Annotated in this window: 20 protein-coding genes; 9 read left to right on the forward strand and 11 right to left on the reverse strand. The window is 69.4% G+C overall.

Going from position 1 to position 16899, the window contains the following annotated elements; all coding sequences use genetic code 11:
* Positions 1 to 16: 16 nt before the first annotated feature.
* Both ACFYO9_RS05815 and ACFYO9_RS05820 read right to left on the reverse strand, forming a co-directional pair.
* On the reverse strand, positions 17 to 457 hold the full coding sequence (locus ACFYO9_RS05815; protein WP_355804249.1) for a TadE/TadG family type IV pilus assembly protein: 441 nt from the start codon (positions 455 to 457) through the stop codon (positions 17 to 19).
* An 86-nt stretch (positions 458 to 543) separates the two neighbouring features.
* Positions 544 to 921: a TadE family protein gene (locus ACFYO9_RS05820; RefSeq protein ID WP_355804035.1), complete on the reverse strand. Its 378-nt coding sequence runs from the start codon at positions 919 to 921 to the stop codon at positions 544 to 546.
* Between ACFYO9_RS05820 and ACFYO9_RS05825 the strand changes: the two genes are divergently transcribed.
* Positions 920 to 1126, forward strand: coding sequence for a hypothetical protein (locus ACFYO9_RS05825; RefSeq protein WP_388665970.1), 207 nt, complete (start codon positions 920 to 922; stop codon positions 1124 to 1126). The two genes, ACFYO9_RS05820 and ACFYO9_RS05825, sit on opposite strands and share 2 nt — an antisense overlap.
* A 42-nt stretch (positions 1127 to 1168) precedes the next feature.
* Here the strand turns inward: ACFYO9_RS05825 and ACFYO9_RS05830 are convergent, their stop codons facing one another.
* From ACFYO9_RS05830 to ACFYO9_RS05855, 6 genes are all read right to left on the reverse strand, one after another.
* The gene (locus tag ACFYO9_RS05830; protein ID WP_355804039.1) at positions 1169 to 1414 is read right to left on the reverse strand and encodes a hypothetical protein; all 246 of its coding nucleotides are present in this window, start codon (positions 1412 to 1414) and stop codon (positions 1169 to 1171) included.
* Positions 1415 to 1490: 76 nt separating this feature from the next.
* Positions 1491 to 2420, reverse strand: a complete 930-nt coding sequence (locus ACFYO9_RS05835) for a type II secretion system F family protein (RefSeq protein ID WP_358712220.1) — start codon at positions 2418 to 2420, stop codon at positions 1491 to 1493.
* Entirely contained in the window at positions 2417 to 3499 is a 1083-nt protein-coding gene (locus ACFYO9_RS05840) for a type II secretion system F family protein (protein ID WP_358774777.1), read from the reverse strand. The genes ACFYO9_RS05835 and ACFYO9_RS05840 overlap by 4 nt, the downstream gene beginning before the upstream one ends.
* A gap of 118 nt (positions 3500 to 3617) precedes the next feature.
* Positions 3618 to 4928 (reverse strand): ATPase, T2SS/T4P/T4SS family, encoded by a 1311-nt coding sequence (locus ACFYO9_RS05845; protein WP_358712222.1) that lies wholly within the window; start codon positions 4926 to 4928, stop codon positions 3618 to 3620.
* Positions 4925 to 5761: a hypothetical protein gene (locus tag ACFYO9_RS05850; RefSeq protein WP_358712224.1), complete on the reverse strand. Its 837-nt coding sequence runs from the start codon at positions 5759 to 5761 to the stop codon at positions 4925 to 4927. The genes ACFYO9_RS05845 and ACFYO9_RS05850 overlap by 4 nt, the downstream gene beginning before the upstream one ends.
* Positions 5762 to 5778: 17 nt before the next feature.
* Positions 5779 to 6492: a hypothetical protein gene (locus tag ACFYO9_RS05855; RefSeq protein ID WP_358774672.1), complete on the reverse strand. Its 714-nt coding sequence runs from the start codon at positions 6490 to 6492 to the stop codon at positions 5779 to 5781.
* 506 nt (positions 6493 to 6998) lie between these two features.
* On the opposite strand from ACFYO9_RS05855, the gene ACFYO9_RS05860 reads away from it, so the two are divergent.
* Together ACFYO9_RS05860 and ACFYO9_RS05865 are read left to right on the forward strand one after the other, a co-directional pair.
* Positions 6999 to 8006, forward strand: coding sequence for a hypothetical protein (locus ACFYO9_RS05860; RefSeq protein ID WP_358774670.1), 1008 nt, complete (start codon positions 6999 to 7001; stop codon positions 8004 to 8006).
* Between the two features lie 171 nt (positions 8007 to 8177).
* Entirely contained in the window at positions 8178 to 9080 is a 903-nt protein-coding gene (locus ACFYO9_RS05865; protein ID WP_358774668.1) for a serine protease, read from the forward strand.
* Positions 9081 to 9160: 80 nt separating this feature from the next.
* On the opposite strand, the gene ACFYO9_RS05870 is transcribed toward ACFYO9_RS05865, so the two are convergent.
* The 3 genes from ACFYO9_RS05870 to ACFYO9_RS05880 form a co-directional block, all read right to left on the reverse strand.
* Entirely contained in the window at positions 9161 to 9604 is a 444-nt protein-coding gene (locus ACFYO9_RS05870) for a hypothetical protein (RefSeq protein WP_358774666.1), read from the reverse strand.
* A gap of 241 nt (positions 9605 to 9845) precedes the next feature.
* Complete coding sequence (locus ACFYO9_RS05875) at positions 9846 to 10487, reverse strand: hypothetical protein (RefSeq protein WP_355804053.1); 642 nt, start codon at positions 10485 to 10487, stop codon at positions 9846 to 9848.
* Between the two features lie 137 nt (positions 10488 to 10624).
* Positions 10625 to 11164, reverse strand: coding sequence for a DinB family protein (locus ACFYO9_RS05880; protein ID WP_358774664.1), 540 nt, complete (start codon positions 11162 to 11164; stop codon positions 10625 to 10627).
* Between the two features lie 261 nt (positions 11165 to 11425).
* Here ACFYO9_RS05880 and ACFYO9_RS05885 point away from each other — a divergent pair, with 261 nt between their 5' ends.
* The 6 genes from ACFYO9_RS05885 (at position 11426) to ACFYO9_RS05910 (ending at position 16687) form a co-directional block, all read left to right on the forward strand.
* Positions 11426 to 12109 (forward strand): hypothetical protein, encoded by a 684-nt coding sequence (locus ACFYO9_RS05885; RefSeq protein ID WP_358774663.1) that lies wholly within the window; start codon positions 11426 to 11428, stop codon positions 12107 to 12109.
* A gap of 76 nt (positions 12110 to 12185) precedes the next feature.
* The gene (locus ACFYO9_RS05890; RefSeq protein WP_358774661.1) at positions 12186 to 13193 is read left to right on the forward strand and encodes a hypothetical protein; all 1008 of its coding nucleotides are present in this window, start codon (positions 12186 to 12188) and stop codon (positions 13191 to 13193) included.
* 148 nt (positions 13194 to 13341) lie between these two features.
* On the forward strand, positions 13342 to 13668 hold the full coding sequence (locus tag ACFYO9_RS05895; RefSeq protein WP_355804057.1) for a hypothetical protein: 327 nt from the start codon (positions 13342 to 13344) through the stop codon (positions 13666 to 13668).
* A gap of 1 nt (position 13669) precedes the next feature.
* On the forward strand, positions 13670 to 14923 hold the full coding sequence (locus tag ACFYO9_RS05900) for a WXG100 family type VII secretion target (protein ID WP_358774659.1): 1254 nt from the start codon (positions 13670 to 13672) through the stop codon (positions 14921 to 14923).
* 79 nt (positions 14924 to 15002) lie between these two features.
* Positions 15003 to 15917 (forward strand): hypothetical protein, encoded by a 915-nt coding sequence (locus ACFYO9_RS05905; protein ID WP_358774657.1) that lies wholly within the window; start codon positions 15003 to 15005, stop codon positions 15915 to 15917.
* 38 nt (positions 15918 to 15955) lie between these two features.
* Positions 15956 to 16687, forward strand: a complete 732-nt coding sequence (locus ACFYO9_RS05910) for a hypothetical protein (RefSeq protein WP_358774655.1) — start codon at positions 15956 to 15958, stop codon at positions 16685 to 16687.
* Positions 16688 to 16899 lie beyond the last annotated feature (212 nt).

Raw genomic sequence — 16899 nt, forward strand, 5'->3', positions numbered from 1 at the left:
AAGGTCACGGTCACGGTCACGCCGTCCTCCGGAGCGGGTCCAGCGGTGAGCTGAACGTGGCGTCCAGCGTCGTCTTGATGTCCAGGCCCAGCATGGCCAGGCCCCGCACCTGGCAGCTGACCTCCACCGTGAAGAACGGGTCCACGTCGGAGTCGAAGCCCCGGCTCTTCTGGACGACGTTCACCGGGCCCGAGCAGACGTCCGCCAGGTCGGCCGACGCCGCCTTTCTCGCCTCCGCCATCGCCGTCCCGTAGTCCTTCTGGATCGACCCGGCGCGCGCGGCGTCGCGGGCCGCGCCGTCGATCGCGCCCCTGCCGTCGACGAGCTGGCCGAAGGCCACCAGGACCAGGATGAAGAGGATCATCACGGGGGCGAGGATCACCACCTCGACCGTGGAGAGCCCGCGGTCGCCTTCGCGCGCGTAATGGCCTCCGCGTGCGCACCCGAGCGCCCGCAACCGGCGCCCCGCGCCGGCCACACGCGCCACGCCGACCACACGCGCCGCGCCGACCACACCCGCCGCGCCCGCCCGCACCGCCCCCCTCACTCGTCCTCCTCGACGAACCGCTCCACCGGCCCGGACGACCGCGCGTGCACCGTGAAGTCGAGGCCGGGGAAGACCATGGGCACCTTCGCCGTGATCTCCACGCCGACCGTGTTCTGTTCGGGCTGGACGGTCTTCACGTCCGGGTCGATCACCAGCTGGGGGCCGAGTTGGCGGATGTAGGCGTCCGCCACGTCGTTCGCCTCGCCGCGCCAGCCGCCGGGGTTCTCGTCGGCCGTGGCGCGGGCCTTGCGCGCGCCCGCCTGCGCGGCCGCCTGGGCGACGTGGTCCGCGAAGAAGTACAGCGCGAACTGCACCGTCGCGAAGATCATGAAGAACAGCACCGGGGTGAGCAGCACGAACTCGATCGCGGTCATGCCGGACTCGCCGCGGGTGGAGGCGGCCTCCACCCTGCGGCGTACGAATCCACCGAATCCGCGCGAGCTGCCCGCTCGCTCCTCGGATTCGCGCGAGCTGCCCGCCCGGTCGGATCCGCGCGAGCTGCCCGCTCGCTCCTCGGATTCGCACGAGCTGCCCGCCCGCTCCACGGATCCGCGCGAACTCCGCGCTCGACCCTCGTGATTCCTCATGGCATCAGATACCGGTGTCGGTCGGTCCGTCGGCTCAGCAGGTCTTGCCCGCGTCGGCGCCCTCGATGCAGTCCCCGACCTTGGACGCGCCGCCCTTCAGCGCCGCGTTGATGATCGCGGCGACCACGCCGACGATCGCCACGACGACCGCCGAGATGATGACCCACTCCACCGCGGACGCGCCGCGGTCGAGCTCGCCGGAGCGGGCGCGCTGGACGCGGCCCTTCAAGAAGGTCACGAGAAAGTCGACAGCCGGGTGGCTGAAGTTCCGTCCGTTCATGGTGAGTTGTCCTCTCAGGAGTGGTGGGGGGAGGGTGCCGGGCCCCGTTGTCGCCGGCACCGTCGTCGTCACGTCGCTAGACCTGGAACACGCGCATCGCCGCCGGAAAGATGAGGAAGACCAGGAAGCCCGCGCACAGCAGCAGCTGCGCGACCAGCATCGACTGGGACTTCTCGCCCGCGCTTCCCTCGATCTCGGCCAGCTCGCGGTGGCGCATCGTCTCCGCGCGGGAGGCGAGCGACTCGCGCACCTTCGCGCCGTCGTCCGCCACGAGCGCCAGGGACGCCGACAGGTCCTTCAGCTCCTCCACGCCCAGTTCCTCGCCGAGCGAGCCGAGAGCCTGCCACTGGCTGACGCCGGTGATGCGGGCGTCGGCCAGCGCGCTCCGGATGCGTTGCGTCGCCCAGCCGTCGGAGACCTCGGCCGCCGCCATGAGCGCCTCGGGCAGACCACGGCCGCCCGCCAGGCTCATCGACACCAGGTCCAGATAGGCGCCGATGACGCGGCGCAGGTCGCGCCGCTTGTCCGTCGCGTCCCTGCGTACCTCCAGGTCCGGCAGGAAGAAGAAGAGCGCGCCGAACATCAGCGCCAGCCACACCGGGATGACGGGACTGCGGGCGAACCCGATCACGGCGACGATCACGAAGAGGAACGGCCCGAAGAACAAGCCCGCCGCGGCCAGCAGCACCTTCGTCGCCAGGAACTTCTCCCAGCTGCGGTCGAGCACCGCGAGATCCGCCCGCAACGACCGCTGTTCCCAGCCCTGTTGCAGATAGAACTCCGAGACCCGCGCGCCCACCCGGGTCCGCAGCGAGCCGAGGCGTCCCGGCCGCTCCACGTCCGAGGTGGCGCGGTGCGACTCGTACGCCGCGCCGCGCGCCCGCATCGCGTCGATACGGGCGACCGTCGCGACGGCACTGCGCTTGGACGGCATCAGGGCGCGGACCAGGGCGAAGACGCCGAGTCCCAGGATGGCGCCGATCAGTACCGGCATCGTCAGGCTCATCGGCGTGCCCCCTCGGACGGGTTGGTGTAGCCCGGCACGACCTGCTGGGCCGCGCCCGGCCTGCCGAACTGCGGCGCCTGACCCGGGTCACCGGCCGTCGGCACGCCACCGGGGCCACCGGCGCCCCCGGGGCCACCAGGACCAGCCGGACCACCGGGACCGGAACCGGAACCGGGACCCGGACCCCGCGGACGTACGAACTGCACGCCCGGCTCGTCCTTGACCAGGAAGCGGTCCGGCGTCTCCACCGTCGACAGCTTCCGCAGCCACCAGAAGCCCAGCGCGAACAGGGCGCAGACCAGGGCGAGCATGGCCTGCCCGAGCGGTGTGCCGTACGGCTCGACGAACTCGCGGTTGAAGATGGACAGGCCGAGCACGAAGGCGATCGAGACGGCCACCACGATCTGCACCGAGCGACGGGTCGAGGCGCGCTGCGCCATGACGCGCTGGCGCATGTCGACCTCCTCGCGCGCCGACTTGGCGAGCGCGCCGAGCACCTGGCGCAGACCGGGGCCGCGCAGCTTGGCGTTGAGGATGAGGGCCGCGACGATGATGTCCGCCGAGGCGTCGTCGATCTCGTCGGCCAGGATCTGCAGGGCCTCGGGGAGCGGCGTACGGGCCCGCAGCCGGTCCACCAGGGCGTCCAGGTGCGGACGCAGGACGGGCGCCGAGGCGCGGGCCGACGCGGGGATCGCCTGTTCCAGGCCGACCGCGCCCGCGATCGTGTCGCGCAGCGACTCCGTCCAGGCGGCGAGCGCCTCGACACGCTTCATCTGCGCGCGCTCCTCGGCGGCGCCGCCGAACAGCTTGTCCCAGAAGAAGACGAGGATGCCGGAGGCCAGGCCCGCCACCGCCCAGCGGGTGAGGAGCAGCACGACCAGGCCGACGCCGATCGCCGCCGAGCCGCGCCGGCCGACGAAGCGGACCAGTTCGCTGGCGCGCTCGCTCGCCCGGTGTTTCTCGTGGGCGGGCTTGGCCGGCAGGCCGCGGATGGCCACGGCGAGCAGCGCGAGGCCGCCGCCGGCGGCGATGCCGCAGCCGAGTGCGTACAGGACGGTCAGCGAGAAGAGGCCGCCCATGGCGTCGAGCGAGCCGCCCGCGGCGAGCGGGTCACCCGCGGCGAGCGGACCACTCGCGGTGAAGGAACTCACGCCCGCACCCGCTGCGTTCAGCGATTCCGTTGTGTTCATGTCGTGCTCACCCCCACTGCCCGGCGGGGCGGTAGCCGTACGCGGCCAGCTCTTCCATGCACGCGATCGGCGCGTGTGCGACGACGCGGCCGTCCGGCGCCTGTGCGAAGACCTCGCTGGACAGGACGCGGCCGTCGACGCCGTTGACCTCGCGGACCGAGGTCACCATGCGCTGCAGCTTGCCGCCGGACTGGTAGTCGTTGCGCCGCTGGATGAAGACGACGAAGTTGACGGCTCCCGCGACGAGCATCTGGCTCGCCTCGATGGGGAGACGTTCGGAGGCCTGCAGCGCGTACGTGGAAATACGGTTGAAGACCTCGCTGGAGCTGTTGGCGTGGATCGTGGAGAGCGAGCCGTCGTTGCCCTGCGACATCGCGTTCAGCATCGTCACGATCTCGTCGCCGAGGACCTCGCCGACGATGACGCGGGAGGGGTTCATGCGCAGCGAACGGCGTACGAGCTCCGCCATCGAGATCTCGCCCTGGCCCTCGGAGTTGGGCAGCCGCTCCTCGAACGCGACGACGTTCGGGTGCAGGTCGGCGAACTGGTCGAGACCGAGCTCAAGGGCGCGCTCGACGGTCACCAGGCGCTCGTGCGGCGGGATCTCGTTGGCGAGGGCGCGCAGGAGCGTGGTCTTTCCGGCGTTGGTCGCGCCCGCGATCATGATGTTCTTGCGGGCGCGGACGGCGCAGGCGAGGAAGTGGCCGATCTCGGGCGTCAGGGTGCCGTTCCCCACCAGGTCCGACATGAAGACCTTGCCCATGCGGGCGCGGCGGATGGAGAGCGCGGGGCGGCGCGTGACGTCCATGACGGCGGACAGACGCGAGCCGTCGGGCAGCCGCAGGTCGAGCTGCGGGTTGGCGGAGTCGAAGGGACGCGACGACAGACCCGAGTACGCGCCGAGGACCTGGATGAGCTCGACGAGCTCCTCGTCGGTCTCGGCGACCGGGTCGGCCTTGGTCTCGCGGCCGTCGGCGTATCCGACGAAGACCTGGTCGCAGCCGTTGATGTCGATGTTCTCGACCTCGGGGTCGTCGAGCAGCGGCTGCAGCCGTCCGACGCCGAAGAGCGCGGCGTGCACGGCGGCCGCGTACTGCTCCTCGGTCTCCGCGTCGAGGGGGGTGCGCCCGGCGTTGATCTCCGCGCGTGCGTACTCCTCCAGGATCTGCGCGATGACGGCGCGGGCGTAGTGCCGCTCGTCCTCGCCCGACATCGGGGTGACGCCGGAGACCTGGTCGAGACGGCGCTGCTCGGCGATGCGGTCACCGGCGTCCTGCCGGAACCGCTTGACGAGCTGGTGATCGACGGGTGTGGTCATCGGGCCTGCCCCGGGTGGTGCGCGACGGGGTTGGTCCAGGCGGCGCCGTACTGCTGGTAGAGGTCGACGGTCACCTTGCGCGCGGAGCGGATGAGCAGCGACTTGTCGAGCCGGCCGCGCCGGCGCCCGGCCAACTGGTCGGAGCCCGCCGGGTCGTCGGCGAGCGTGCCCACGACGCGGGCGCCGGTCTGCGCGGCCATCAGCATGTCGTTGACCTGGTGGACGAGCTTGGCGGAGGTCGAGGGGTCCGCGATCAGCAGGACGCCGATGAGGGGCTGGGCCAGCGAGGCGGCGCCGCGCGAGCCGCCGTGCAGCTTGGCGGCGAGGGCCGCCGCCCGGTCGCGTACGCGCGCGATGGCCTCCGGCTCGGTGCGCGAGACGAGGAGCACGAGCGCCGCGTGCGGGAAGAGTTCGACGGCCGGTCCGTCGCCGCTGATCCGGCCGCAGTCCGCTATCACGTCGGCGGGTGCGTGCGGCGAGTCGGCGAGCTGGGCGAACGCGCGGCCCAGGGTGGGCCAGATCCCGGCGAGTCCGGCGGCCTGCTCGGCGATCCCGAGCCCGACGAGAACTTCGAGGCCGCCACTCAACGGCTGGGTGTGGTCCCAGAGTTGGTCGGGTACGAGGCCGCGGCGCGCGGTGGCCGCGATGGAGAGCATGCCGGTGTTGGGGTTGAGCGGACCGCCGTGCGCGGCGGCGCTGCGGTAGACCAGGTCGCCGCCGGCGGGGTCGGTCTCCGCCACCAGGACGCGGCGCGGCCAGACGGCCGCGAGCGCGACGGCGGCGGTGGTGACGCCGGGGGATCCCTTGTCGGCGGCGAGTGCGATGAGCGCCATGTCTCTTGTACTCGCCTCTAGTTGGCGTCGGACGGGATGCGGACGAGGACGACCTTGCCCTCGGATGCGGCACTGGCGAGCGGCCCGACCTCGTCCTGCGGGACGAGCAGCGTGACGTTCTGGTTGCCGGTGCTCACGGTGGCGTCGCTCTTGGCGATGACGGAGCTCACCTTGGCGGCGGCGACCAGCGGCGTGCCGCTCGTGGAACCGCCCGCGGAGCCCTTGCCGGTGGAGGTGCCGGCGGTGACCGGGTACGCGGCGACGGTGTCCCCGCCCTTCAGGTCGGCCGGGTACTGCCCCTCCTTCAGGGAGAGGCCGACGGAGGCCTTGCCGGCGGGCAGCGACGCCTTGGCGCCGAACATCTCGCCGACGACGACGGTGCCGGGGTAGATGGTGGCCTTGGCCTTCAGCTTCTTGAGCTGGTCGAGCTGGGACTTCTTGATGAAGTGCGCCGAGCTGTCGTCGTTGACCATCACCGTGGTGTAGCTGCCGTCGGTGATGCCCTCACCGGCCGGAATCTCCTTGTTCACCTTCACGACCTCGATCCGGTCGCCCGCGCGCAGCACCAGCACGGTGGCGCCGAGGGCGCCGACGAGGATGAGGAGGACGGCCAGTGCGGCGAGTGCCGGTTTGCGCTCGCGAGGCGGCGCGGGAAGGCGCTCACCGACCGCTTGCCGAGCCGGCGCGGCGGAACGGCTGTTGCCCGCCCCCATACGCTCCTGGATCTTCACGCAACTGCTCCCCGCACACCCAAGAAGATTCGGTCAATTTCGTTCATTCGCGACACTCTCGGCTCATCCGCCTGTCTCAGGCGAACTATTCAGCCTCAGACTCAGTGTCAAGTCATCGCACCGTATCAGCAGCACATAAGCCCCTCAAGGCGCGTTAAAGATCGCGAACCTCACACCGGGCATCGTTATCCACGCGCAATCCACACCCCTTGGTTCCGATGTCATCCTTGGTTCCTGCGTGCGGTCAATCGTGTGCGTACGCGAATCCACAGTCTTTGCACAACGGCCGCCGGGGCAGGGCCCGATGGTCCCTTCACACGGTTCCCACATGCGTCATCCCGGTGCCGGGCCCCCGGCCCCGGGTCCCGAACCGGCCATGCCATGATCCGTCAGCCTCATGGGTGACGCGGGTGGGGGGGGTGGGGCGGTTCCCGCGGCACACCGGACCGCACCACATGCGTCGACCCCACCACCCCCCGCCGTTCACGAAGGGACTTGGCTCCACGATGAGCACCCCCACCGACCGACCTCAGCTCCTCCCCGTGACCCGCGCGGCCCTGGCCTCGGCCCCCGGACTCCTCGTGGCGGTACGGGAGATCGGCGTCCGGCGCGGCTTCGACTACACGGACGACGCGGCGACGGCCACCCTGCTCAAGGAGCGCCGGAAGGCCGTGGGCCGGGTGAGCACCAGCGCACCGGTCTGGCTCGGCTGCCTGGCCGTCGTCGCGGCCGCCGTCTGGCCGTTCGTCTCCCCCGGGGTCCCCGCCCTCGCCGGAAAACCGCCCGCCGTGCTCTACGGCCCGGCCCTCCCGCTGCTGCTCGTGGGCGGCGGGCTCTGGGTGCTCGTATGGCGCCGCTGGAAGCGGGAGTTGCTGCACCCGCACCTGGTGGGCTACCGCGAGGTGATCGGGCTCGCGCAGGCGTACGGGGTGCCGGTGACGCACATACCGGACTGGCTGGTGGGCCGGACGGACAACGCGAGCGGGAAGGGGGCGGCGCCGATTCCTTCGTACGACGAGGTGAAGCGGATGCCGTCCGGCGGGACGCATCAGCCGCCGGCGCCCGAGGACCGGGCCCAGGGCCAGGCCCGAGACCAGGCCCAGCCCGAGGACCAGGCCCGGGTGCGCGACGCGGCGCACGCCCCGTACACCCCCGCCCTCCCCGCCCTCCCCGCCAAGCCGTTCGCGGTCTCCACCTACGAGGCGACGGCGGAGGACGGAGGCTGGCACGGCGAGGGCGGCTGTCTGCTGTTCATCGCGGGGGTGATCGGCGCGGGCTACGGCGCGACGGAGGACGTACCGGGCGCTCTGCTCGCGGGGATCCTCATCCCCGTGGCGATCATGGTCTGGGTGGTGGGTGCGCGCCGGAGCGGGGAGAGGGAGGCGCTGCGCGAGGAGGCGGTGGCCTACGTACGGGCGCTGGCGGCGGCGCAGGCGGCGGGCGTGCGCATACCGGAACTGTCGCCGGTATTGCGGAAGTTGCTGGCGGAGGAAACGGATCGCGCGGCGGAGTGAACCCGTGCGGGGCGATTCGGCTCTCTCTTTTCAGCGCGGAATTCCGCTGACCGGAATGGTTCGACGGCCTACCAAATGACGTACCGGTAACCGCCGTTGACGCACTATGGTCCGGACCTTTCGCGCGCAGAGTGAGTCACTTTCTGCCGTACGAGAGAGAAACAACCCCCCATGAACTCCAAGAGAATCGGCACCTCAATGTCCGCGCGGCCCGCGCGCGGGCGGAAGACCCCCGCGGCCGTCGCCCTCGCCGCGACGACCGCCGCCCTCGCCCTGGTCGCCACCTCCGCGCCCGCCGCGCACGCGATCATCGGCGGCACCGAAGTACCCAATGACGCCTACCCGTTCATGACGGCGGTCCTGGAGAAGGGCCCGGGCAGCGTGCGCGACCGTCAGTTCTGCGGCGCGAGCCTGGTCACCCCGGACACGGTCGTGACGGCGGCGCACTGCATGGTCGACGACGCGGGCAAGCCGGTGAAGCCGAAGTCCCTCCAGGTCGCGGTGGGCCGCACGGTCCTCTCCGCCAAACAGGGCCGGATACGTGACATCGCCAAGGGCGGCGTGGTCGTGCACCCGCGCTACCTCAAGGGCAAGGAGGCGTACGACGTCGCCTTCCTGAAGCTGGCGAAGCCGGTACGCGGCATCTCCGCGGTGCCGCTGCCCACCCAGGGCACCGACGCGCTGATCCGCCCCGGCCAGAAGGCGACGGTCGCGGGCTGGGGCAACACGGACACGGAGCTGGACCACAGCCCCGACCGCCTGCGCCAGGTCAAGGTCCCGATCCTCTCCCACGCGGAGTGCCGCACGAGCTACAAGGAGTACGACGCGAAGGTCAACTTCTGCGCCGGCGTGGAGACGAAGGACTCCTGCCAGGGCGACAGCGGCGGCCCCATCTTCCGCAAGGTCCCCGGCCGCGAGACCCCGATCCTGATCGGCGTCGTCTCGTACGGCGACGGCTGCGGGGCGCAGGGCGCACCCGGCGTCTACACGTCACTGAGCTCGGCGAAGCTGTGGAAGACGCTGGATGAGTCGGCGTCCGGGAAGCGGGTGAAGCGGGCGCTGAACCGGCGCTGACGTTTGAGTGATCGACGGCCCGGGGCGTCACCCATATGAGGGGACGCCCCGAGTCACGATGTCCCAGCCCCGCGCCACCGTCAGTCGAGGTCAGACGTCACGGCCACGGTGGCGGGCGCGCGTCCGGCCACGGTGTCGAGCAGCGACTCCCAGGGCAGCGAGCGCCACCAGGACTCGAAGTCGCCCTCCTGCCCCCCGCGAAACCACCACTCCGCACAGTCGCCGAGCGCTTCCAGGTCCTCCGTAACCCGGTAGCGCACTTCGCACGCGACCTGCGTGTAGCTCTCGTGCTCTCCGTCTGGATCGAGGGCCTCGAACTGACGGGTCAGGTTGACGACGAAAAGCGGCTCCCCGCTCAAGGAGTTGACCCCGTACTCAAACAGGCACCCGTCGACATCGGGGCCGTTCGGCACGGGGAACTCGATACGGGCGAACTTGGCGAAGGAGCGCCGGGCAGCAGAGAGCGGATCCTGCTCCCCTGCGGACTCAGCAGCGTAGAGCGCCTGTAGCCAGAACATGCGCATGCGGCCCCTCCGGGGGTGGGTAGGGACCGCGCCCGTTGCGGATCACCCGGCGTCGGATCCTTCTCCAGGTCCAAGACGTGCCAGTCCAACGGCCGATGGCCCCCCATGCGACTTCCCCTACCTCGCTACGCCGACAGAAACCGTACGCACGAGCGAAGCTACTAGCCGTTATCTGCTGATGGGAAGCGGAGGATGAAAGGCCGATGGGCAGTCGGATCCTCGCGACAAGCTTTGCCGGCCGCTACTCCGCGAAGCGGAACGTGGAGGTCACCGCGTCGAAGATGTCGAAGAACGAGTCCGCGAGGTCGAGGATCTGGCTGCTGCCCGAGACGAGGGCGACCTTGCCCTCCTGGCCCGGCACCGGGATGAACGTCTGCATCAGGACGACCCGCATCGTGCGCTCGTCGCCGTCCACGGAGACGTCCTCGATGCCGTGCGTGCGGGCCGCGAGGCCGACGCCCGGGATGTCGACGGTCGTCACCTTCCGCCACGCGTCCCCCTCCCGCTTCGCCTCGCGCACGCCGAGCTGGGCGACGATGCGCTCGGGGTCGGTCGGCAGGACGTCGCCGTTCGGGGTGCGGGCGCCGACCAGGGAGACGGTGACGGAGCCGGTGACCGGCGTATCGCCGCCAAAGCTCTCCGCCATGCAGCCGCAGTACAGCGCGCCGGACTGCCAGGCGTCCTTCGCCGCCTTGCGCAGGAACCCCTCGAAGGTCTCCCGGTGCGGGGCCAGCTCGGGGCGCGCGCGGACGCGGTCGTTGATCATCTGCCGGATGGCGGCGTCGCGCGACTCGGGCCGCACGTCGAACTCCCACCACGTCTCCGGCACCTTGATGCTGAATCCGCCGCGCGCGATGGTCTGCGGTGGTGTGTAGCGGGCCATGCAGGCACTCTCCCCGTTGCCGGTGCTTCTCCGGTCTCCCGGTCCGCCGGTACGACTGTCCGTTCGACCGCCACCCTACGGGCCCTAGGGGCCACGGACCCTCGACCTCCCTTACGGGACCTGCTCCCCTAGGGGACCTACTCCCCCGTGGCTCCGTCGATCCGCTCCCTGAGCAGGTCGGCGTGGCCGTTGTGGCGCGCGTACTCCTCGATCATGTGCGTGAGGATGTAGCGCAGCGAGTACGTCTCGTCGCGGAAGTCGACGGTGGCGTCCAGGGAGTCCACCGCGTCCACGATGGCGCGGGAGCGCCCGCACTCCGTGTGCCAGACCTCGAACGCCTCGTCGGGGTCGGCGTCCGCCACGTCGAAGTCGGCGTACTCGCCCGGGACGCGCCCCTGCCAGTTGGCCTTGGCGGCCTCGCGGTTCAGCACGTTGCGGAACCAGCTGCGCTCGACCTCCGCGAGATGCCGGACGAGCCCGAGCAGCGACATGTCGGAGGGCGGCACGGCCCGCTCCTTGAGCTGCTCCGCCGTGAGCCCCGCGCACTTCATCGCGAGGGTCTCGCGCTGGTACTGCAGAAACGCGGTGAGCGAGGCACGCTCGCCGGCACCGGAGGTGGGGGGTTCGCTTCGGCGGGCGGGGACGGAGGCGGGGGCGGTGGGCGGCTCTATGGGCATCGGGCCATCTTGGCCGCAGTGGCGCGACGGCGCACGGGATTTCGTCCGGAGGGAGTCCAGGGCCGCGTCGGCCGTCGGCCGTCGGGACGGAGAGGGAAGGGCAAACACCGTGCAACCCCACACGCACTGTTTGGCCGAAGCCACCGTTCTTGTACGGAATTTGCCCACTGTCCACATGAGCAAAATCGCTCTGGCGAAGGCCGCGGCCGCTTCAGTACGGTCGGATCGCTCGCCGAACTGTCGCCCCACCGGGAGTCACACGTGAACCGCAGTCGCACCCTTCCCGTCACCGCCGTTTCCCTGGCGGCCGCCGTCGCCCTGCTCCTGAGCGGATGCGGGGGTGACGGCGGTGACGACTCGGGGAAGGACAAGATCGCTGGGGCGGATGGCGGAGGGGCGAAAAAGAGTCCCTCCCCGGGCGCCTCGGCCGGCGAGACGGCCCACATCGACCGACCCGAGATGAAGTTCCCTTCGGACGTGGAGCTCGCCTTCGACAAGACCAGTCTGTCGGACCACGACGAGGCCGCCGCGCTGAACGACGCCCAGGAATTCGCGCGGGCCATCGAACACGGAATCGTGGAGCAGGACGCTGGTGACGCCGCGTACAAGTTCTACTCCGATTACGGCAGCCCGGCGTACACGTATGCCAAAGACCAGATCAAGAAGCACGTCGACGCCGGCTACACCGTCACCGGCGTACGCCGCTACACGCGGCAGAAGGTCGAGACCGTCGCCAAGAAGAAGACGATCGCCGTCACCTTCTGCACCAACGACAACAAGCTCTTCGGCAAGGAGACCAAGAGTGGGAAGGTCCTGCGCACCAAGCCGAGCATCAAGGACTACTCGCTCTGGCAGATCTCGATGAAGCCTTCGAAGAACACCAAGGGTCTGTGGCGGGCCGACCTCATCAAGGTGGAGAGCGAAGCCCAGCAGTGCCAGGGCTGACCAACCCCTCCAGCACGCTGACCCTGTCAACCACGATGTCCCGCACAGCTATCCACCGCCATTTACGGGGACGAATATGCGCAAGGAACTCATCACCTCAGCCCTCTGTGGCTCACTGCTCCTGCTGGCAGGGGCTCCGGCGATGGCCGCGGACCCCATCGCGACCGACAGCCACGGCACGAAGGGCCCCGAACGCACCGTCGGGGCCGTGGCCAAGATCAGCTATACGTCATCCGGCTCGTCGTCGGGTGGCGGCCCCGTCACGGCCGTGGACCCCAACTGGACGCCGCCTCCCTGCTGGTACGCGCCGGAGTGGAAGGCGAGCAAGTTCCGCGAGTTCCGTGACCGGCTGTACTTCGGTGCCCGGCACGACCCCGAGGCCCCGCGCGACGCCCTGAACGACATGTCCGACGAGAACCAGGCGTACGCCAAGGACAACTACAACATCGACAAGGAGAAGGAGGGCATGTGGTGGGGCGCCCAGTTCAGCCCCGACGCCACCGTGGCCGAGCAGGCGGAATGCAACAAGCCCCCCTTCTGGGTCAAGAACGGCGACACCCCCGACGTCCCGAACGTCATCAGCCCGGAGATCCTCGCGGGCCTCGCCTACGACCAGATCAAGGTTCCCGGCACCAAGGTCTCACTCGCCCCCGGCAATGCCTCCAAGGTCAACCTCCCCACGTGGGCCTGGCTCGACAAGGGTGAGTTCAAGCCCGTCTCCGTGACCGCCTCACTCGACGCGCCCGGGCTGCACATCGAGGCCACCACCACCGCGAAGCCCGTCTCGCTCACCTTGAAGCCGGGCACCGACGACGCGAAGGTGCTGCCCGGCTCGGGGGCGTGCGAACTCAACGACGACGGTTCCATCGGCGAGCCGTACGCGAAGGGCAAGGCCGAGCAGACCCCGCCGTGCGGTGTCGTCTACCAGCGCTCTTCAGGCCAGGGCACGTACGACCTTCAGGCCACGGCCACCTGGGAGATCACCTGGAAGGGCACGAACAGCCCCGGAGGAACGCTGCCCAACGGCGAGTACGGGAACGACCAGGCGGTCAAGGTCGAGGAGATCCAGTCCGTCAACCGGTGACCGACCGGAAAGAGCCACCCTGCCCCGTGGACTCACAGGTCTCACGAATATCGTGAACATCGTTGGTCACGGCACGCATCGTGACCGCGACCGTCCGGGCGGTGCGCCGACCACCGCCCCCACCCCACGAGGAACGGAAGCACGACTCATGAGCGACCTTCGGCTCGACGGCACGGTCTTCGAGGACCTCAAGAGAACGTTCTCGGGAGTCAGTGACCGCATGGACGCCGCGCGCCGCACCCTGAAGGGCACCGACGGCTCGGTCGTCGGGGCCAAGGAGCTCATCGAGGACGTACACGAGTTCGCCGACGAGTGGGGCTACGGCATCAAGCAGCTGGGGAAGCACACGCAGGGCGCCGTCAAGATGATCAACAAGATCGACACGGAGTTCGGCAAGCTGGACCAGGCCCTCGCCGAGTCGCTCAAGTCGACCCACAAGTCGGCCGACAAGTCGGCTCACAAGAAGGGGAAGTGACGTGACGGGCAAGCGTCCGGCCTTTCCCCACATCGGCTGGGACCCGACGCCGGGCAACGTGGAGGACACCCGCGGCCTCGCCAAGAAACTCGGCGGCCTCGCGTCCGAGCTGGGCACCGCCGTCCGCGATCTGGAGCGAATAGAGCGCGGTGCCTGGAAAGGTAAAGCGGCCGTAGCTTTCACCGAGTACATAGAGGAAGACGTAACTCCGCTCATCCGCAAGAGCCACGAATCCTTCGACAAGGCATCGCGCGCGCTCCACCGGTGGGCGCGGGAGCTGCACGAGTTCCAGGAGGAGGCGAACCGGCTGGAGAAGCGGGCCGGGGAGAAGCTGGAGGCCCGGTCGGAGGCGAAGCTCGGCACCAAGGAAATGGGCAAGGCGTCGGGTGAGGTGACCACGGTCATCGCCGACGTCCACGACCTGGAGGACCGCTACAGCAAGGCCGCCGGGGCGATCAGCAAGGAGCTCGACAAGGCGGGTGACATCGCGCCGGACGAGCCGGGGTTCTGGGACAAGCTCACGAAGGGGGTCGCCGACGCGTGGGACGCGGCCGGCAAGTGGCTCCAGGACCACGCCGACCTGATCAAACTGATCGGTGACCTGTTGAGTGACCTGACAGCGGTCTTGGGCCTCCTGGCCATCGTCACGCTGCCGTTCCCGCCTCTCGCCGCGGTCTTCGGTACGGCCGCCCTCATCACCAGCGGGCTCGCGCTGGGCGCGCACGGGCTCGCCAAAATGGGCGGCGCCGACGTGAGTTGGACGACTATGGGGTTCGACGCGGTGGGACTCATGCCGGGGATCGGGATGTTCAGCAAGGGGACCAAGGTCGTCGGGGAGGCCCGGGCCATCAAGGCAGTCGCCAATCTCGGCAAAGGATTCGAATACAGCAGGGTCGGGGATGCGAATATCCTCATGACTTTCGGCAAGACCTCGCGAGAGGTCACAGGCGGCTTGGGACTGGGTGGCCTCGTGAAGATTGGCGGCAATTCCAAAGAGGTTTACGAGGTGGCGCACACCACCAGTGCGCTGAAGTCCCGTATGGGCGGCCTTGCCGCAGCGGGATACCACGAGGGCCAATGGCTTGGCTCCAAGGGGCTGAACATGATCCCTGGGGTGAACGTCAACCCCGTGGGCTTCGGCGTCGCCATGGACTCGGTGGCCAAGATCTTCCCCAAGGTCTCAGACATCCACCAGCATACGAGCCAAGCACTCTTCCCCGGAGATCAATTCGCGCAGTCGGCATCAGGGGGGTAGGGACATATGACCCCATATGACAGGAGCGAGCGTCGGGCGACGAAGTCCTGCGTCACCGATGAGGGAGAGTCGTACAGGCATGAACATCTGGCAACCTGAACCGGGCGAGGCCCTCCTGGCACGCGGAGACGTCACCTTCGCCACAGGTGAAGCCATGCGCGTCAAGGGCATGCGCTGGTTCCGCGACACCGAGCGCAAGGACATCCAGAACGAACTGCCCGGCTGGCCCGAAGGCCCCGTCTACACCAACCGATCGGACGGCTCCTCGGTTGCGCGAACGGTCGGCAAGGGCGGGCTGATGGCCGTGGGCGGGATCTTCATGGCCGTACTCAGTGCCGCCGGAGGCAACCTCAGCGGCGGCGCCTTCGGCGACTCCGGTTCCGACACCCCGGACGACCGCGCGGACGAAGTCGATGACTTCCCCGTCATGTGGGCCGCGCCAGGCACCCTCGCCCGCACCCTGCCCTGGCAACTCGACCCCGGCCGGACGGACGACAAGCACTACCGTACGCACGCCATCGTCACCGATCGGCGCCTGGTCATCGTCGGCCTCCCGTACTACAAGAAGGACTCTTCCCGCATCGAAGACGAAGTCCTTTGGGAAACCCCCCGGTCAAACATCAGCAAGGTCGATCCGCGCGATTTCAAGGACGGTCGGGATTTCCAGCTGACGTTCATCGACGGCTCATGGTGCCGGATGAGGTCCATTTCTCGCGCGAAGGTAATTCGTCACCTCGACCCTTCGCTTGAACTGATTCCCGTGGAATCCCTGTCGCAGGCACAGAAGGACGCCGTCGCCCAATTCCTCGCCACCGCCCGTGCGCCGGACCTCGCAGAACCCTTCATCACCCGTCGGCCGTGTGGGCACTACCGGGCCGAGGCTCTGGTGCCCAGCGAACTTGACGCGTTCTTCGGCGCCAACTTTCGCGACCTGAAGATGAATGCCGACGGAAGCAAGGTCGAGTACACCGACTACCACCCCGAAGACCTCTAATCCCGCCTCCAAACGCTTCCCGGGACGTTTCTCACCTCATGACCGCTCCGACCGGCCCCACGGACACGCTTCCGCCCACCCCCACCGACCAACTCGACCCCCCACCCATCTGGTTCCACGTTCCCGACGGGTTCTACGCCCTCCCCCTCGCGGCCACGCCGGAAGAGCGGACCGAACGTGCCGAGGAGTTCGTACGCGGGCTCTACTCCCGCGGAGACGAGCGCATTTGGGAGCCCGCAGCCCCGTACTACGCGGGCCTTGCCCAGCTCATGGCGGCGACCGGTGTCTCCTACTCGGCGGTGGGACTCTTCTCCATGGCGGAGGAGACAGAGGAGGCGAACGAGACCGGTGCCGGGCACGAACCCTCCGCCGGTGTCGTCCAGTGTGCGTTCACCGTGGCCGCCGTCCCCACCGACCAGGCGACGGGCGACACGGAGACCGTCGCCCAGGGCATCCTCGCCGTCCTCTCCGGCGACGCGCACAACGACGCGCGCTGGCTCGACCTGCCGTGCGGGCCGGCCGTCTCGTGCGTCACGCTGACCGAGTACAAGCTGAACCCGGAGATCACGGCGACCGGCGAGGCGACAGATCTCCTCACAGGACAGATACAGGTCCATGTCCCGTTCCCCACGGGCCCGTTCACCGCGGTCTTCACGCTGCACACCGCGTCCACGGACTACTGGGTCGAATTCTGCAACATCATGACGGCCATTCTTCAGACCGTGTCGTTCGAGGAACCGGAGATCGAGTTCGTCGAAGCGGCGAGCTGACGGCGTACTGATGGCGAGCTGATGGACTGGCTGGCCGCCAGCCCGTCCCTGCGGCTGAGCGCGGGATCAGGGCGGAACACTGACTCACGGGCCGACGAGGGCGGCGCGGCGTGCTCCGCAACGGAGACGCCTGAGGCCGTCGCCGCCCATATATGACCTAGCCGTGCCGCACGGCTAGGTCCCTGTCGTGCCAGCACGGCCCCGTTCCCCAT

It is taken from the genome of Streptomyces sp. NPDC005863 (genome assembly GCF_042871345.1).
Lineage (GTDB): Bacteria > Actinomycetota > Actinomycetes > Streptomycetales > Streptomycetaceae > Streptomyces.